This is a genomic window from Kitasatospora sp. NPDC091257 (assembly GCF_044757675.1).
Lineage (GTDB): Bacteria > Actinomycetota > Actinomycetes > Streptomycetales > Streptomycetaceae > Kitasatospora > Kitasatospora lactacystinica.
In genome coordinates this window covers 1-3,382 of the sequence record NZ_JBIVVI010001020.1, presented here as the reverse complement: position 1 = coordinate 3,382, position 3,382 = coordinate 1, and the positions used below count along the sequence as shown (strand labels likewise).

Below are 3,382 nucleotides of genomic sequence, written 5' to 3'. Positions count from 1 at the left end.
GGTACGGCTACCGCGAGGACCACTCCGGCGGCGTCTTCGACGGCCCGCCGCCGCCCCCGCCGACCCCGCCCGAGCCGCCCACGATCCTCGGGCCGGGCTCCCCCGAGGGCCCCGGCGACCACGGCAACCGGGCCCGGCGCGGACTGCTGCGCGGGCGGCTCGCCCTGGTCACCGCCGTCGCCGCGATCGCCGCCGTCCTCGGCGGGGTCACCGGCGGCCTGGTCGCCGCCGACCGGCAGGGCGCCGACAACCGCGTCGGCACCATCGCCAGCCCGGTCTCCGCCCGCTCCGACGGCAGCGCCGACGTGGCCGCCATCGCCGCCGCCGTCTCGCCCAGCACCGTCCAGATCACCGTCAAGAACGGCAACGGCACCGCCACCGGCACCGGCGTCGTCCTCAACACCGACGGCCGGATCCTCACCAACTACCACGTGATCGACACCGCGACCGCCGGCGGCCGGATCACCGTCACCTTCAAGGACGGCTCCACCGCCCAGGCCAGCGTCACCGGCACCGACAAGGCCCTCGACGTCGCCGTGATCACCGCGACCGGCGCCAAGAACCTCACCCCCGCCGTCCTCGGCGACTCCTCCGCCGTGGCCGTCGGCGACCCGGTCGTCGCCATCGGCAACCCCGACGGACTCACCGGCACCGTCACCTCCGGCATCATCAGCGCCGAGAACCGCGACGTCACCGTCCAGCTCGACGAGGGCAGCACCAGCAACAACGGCGGCTTCGGCCTCCCCTTCCTCCCCGGCGTCCCCGGCCTGCGCGGCACCACCCCGCAGCCCACCGGCGGCAGCAGCACCACCTACAAGGCCTTCCAGACCGACGCCGCGCTCAACCCCGGAAACTCCGGCGGCCCGCTGATCAACGCCAGCGGCCAGGTCATCGCCGTCAACTCGGCGATGTACGCGCCCGGCGGCTCCGGCTCCTCCGGCGGCGGCTCGGCCGGCAGCGTCGGCCTCGGCTTCGCCATCCCGATCAACGACATCAAGCAGGTCCTGCCGAAACTCGAAGCCGGCCAGAACCTGTGAGCCACACTCGCTGAGACGGACAATTGCTCCCAGCAGGCCCTCCACCCGACGAGAAAGGGCACCCGCCCATGACCCCGTCCGCCGACGACCGCACCACCGCCGAGGCCGGCCACCCCTCCGCCCGGCTCCTCGTGGTCGACGACGAACCCGCCCTCCGGGACGCCCTGGAGAGCAGCCTCGCCTTCGAGGGGTACGAGGTCGCCACCGCCACCGACGGCTACGAGGCCCTGGAATCCGTCGAACGCGACCGGCCCGACCTCGTCCTGCTGGACATCATGATGCCCCGGATGGACGGCCTCACCGCCGTCCGCCGGATGCGTTCGCGCGGCGACACCGTCCCGGTCCTGATGCTGACCGCCCGCGACGCCGTCGGCGACCGTGTCACCGGCCTCGACGTCGGCGCCGACGACTACCTCGCCAAGCCCTTTGAACTCGACGAACTGCTCGCCCGCGTCCGCGCCCTGCTGCGCCGCAACGCCCTCGCCGCCGAGGCCGCCGCCCGCGCCGCCGTCGAGGACGAGAGCGAGGTCCTCTCCTTCGCCGACCTGCGGATGAACACCGCCACCCGCGAGGTCACCCGGGCCGGCAAGCCGATCGAGCTCACCCGCACCGAGTTCATGCTGCTGGAGATGTTCCTCGCCCACCCCCGCCAGGTCCTCACCCGCGAACAGATCCTCAAGGCGGTCTGGGGCTTCGACTTCGAGCCCTCCTCCAACTCCCTGGACGTGTACGTGATGTACCTGCGCCGCAAGACCGAGCAGGGCGGCATGCCCCGCCTGATCCAGACCGTACGCGGCGTCGGCTACGCCCTGCGCCAGGCCGCCGGCACGAGCGCGTGAACAACGTTCCGCCCCCTCCGCTGACCCCTCCGCAGGCCCGGCCCCGCACGCCCGACCGCCGACAGCGCCTCCTCCACTGGTTCCGCTCCCGCTCCCTGCGCAGCCGCCTCATCTTCCTGAGCGCGGCGGCGGTGGCGGTGGCGATCGCGCTGTCGGCACTGGCGTGCTGGTTCATCGTGGAGAAGCAGCTGTACGGGCAGGTACGGGCCGACCTGGCGAGCGCGACGCTGCCGCCGGGGCCCCGAGTGCCCCTGATCTGCTACCCGACCCCGGAACAGGCCCTGGCGAACCAGCCGACGGGCCTCACCTCGGAGAACGGCAGCGCGGTGGCCCGGGACACCCAGTTCGTGACGGCCAACCTGACGGCCGTCTGCCTGCCACCGAACGCGACCAAGGCGATCGTGGTCCAGCCCGGTGACGCAGCCGGGTACAGGCTCAAGAACGGCCAGTCGATCATCCGAGACGGCCGTTTCACCGACGGGACTCCGGCAGTCGTCCGGATCTCGCTGACCCGCTCCGCGACAGCGGGGCCGGTCCTGCTGATGGTGGCCACCTCCACCCAGCCCGTCGAGGACTCCCTCCAGGGCCTCGCCATCCTCCTCGCCTCGGTCTCCGTCGGCGGCATCCTGCTCGCCGCGGTCGCCGGCCGCTTGGTCGCCCGCTCCGCCCTGAAGCCCGTCGACCAGCTCACCGACGCCGTCGAGCACATCGCCCGGACCGAGGAGGTCGGCACCACCATCCCGGTCCACGGGGACGACGAGATCGCCCGGCTCTCCACCTCCTTCAACTCGATGAGCACCGCCCTCGCCAACTCCCGCGAGCGGCAGACCCGGCTGATAGCCGACGCCGGGCACGAGCTCCGCACCCCGCTGACCTCCCTGCGCACCAACGTCGACCTGCTGATCCGCAGCAACGACACCGGCCGCCCGCTGCCCGCCGCGACCAAGACCAAGCTGCTCGGCAACATGAAGTCGCAGATGCAGGAGCTCACCCTGCTGATCGGCGACCTGCTCCAGCTCTCCCGCCCGGACACCCCGAAGAGCGGCCCGGCCCTCACCGTGGTCGCCCTGCACGAGATCGCCGGACGGGCCGTCGAGCGGGCCGAGCTGCGCGGCCCGGGGCTGGTGTTCGAGACCGACACCGAGCCCTGGTACGTGCACGGCGACGCGGCCGGGCTGGAACGCGCGGTGATCAACCTGCTGGACAACGCGGTCAAGTACAGCCCGCCCGGCGGCACCATCGAGGTCCGGCTGCACCAGGGCGTGCTGACCGTCCGCGACCACGGCCCCGGGATCCCTCCGGACGAGCTCCAGTACGTCTTCGACCGGTTCTGGCGCTCGCCCTCCTCGCGCCAGCTGCCCGGCTCCGGCCTCGGGCTGTCGATCGTCGCGCAGAGCGTCCGGGAGGCGGGCGGCGAGGTCACCCTCGGTCCGGCGGCCGACGGCGGCCCGGGCGCGCTGGCCACCGTCCGGCTGCCCGGCGGACCCGCCCCGGAATGACGGGAGG

General features: G+C 73.2%; 3 protein-coding genes. All 3 read left to right on the top strand.

All coding sequences use genetic code 11. From position 1 onward, the window contains the following. The coding region (locus ACIQOV_RS33705; protein ID WP_401054574.1) for a S1C family serine protease at window positions 1–1,037 on the top strand (1,037 nt) is incomplete at its 5' end. Between the two features lie 68 nt (window positions 1,038–1,105). After that, window positions 1,106–1,876: a response regulator transcription factor gene (locus tag ACIQOV_RS33700; protein ID WP_359915066.1), complete on the top strand. Its 771-nt coding sequence runs from the start codon at window positions 1,106–1,108 to the stop codon at window positions 1,874–1,876. Beyond that, window positions 1,873–3,375, top strand: a complete 1,503-nt coding sequence (locus tag ACIQOV_RS33695; RefSeq protein WP_401054573.1) for an ATP-binding protein — start codon at window positions 1,873–1,875, stop codon at window positions 3,373–3,375. The genes ACIQOV_RS33700 and ACIQOV_RS33695 overlap by 4 nt, the downstream gene beginning before the upstream one ends. Window positions 3,376–3,382: the final 7 nt, after the last annotated feature.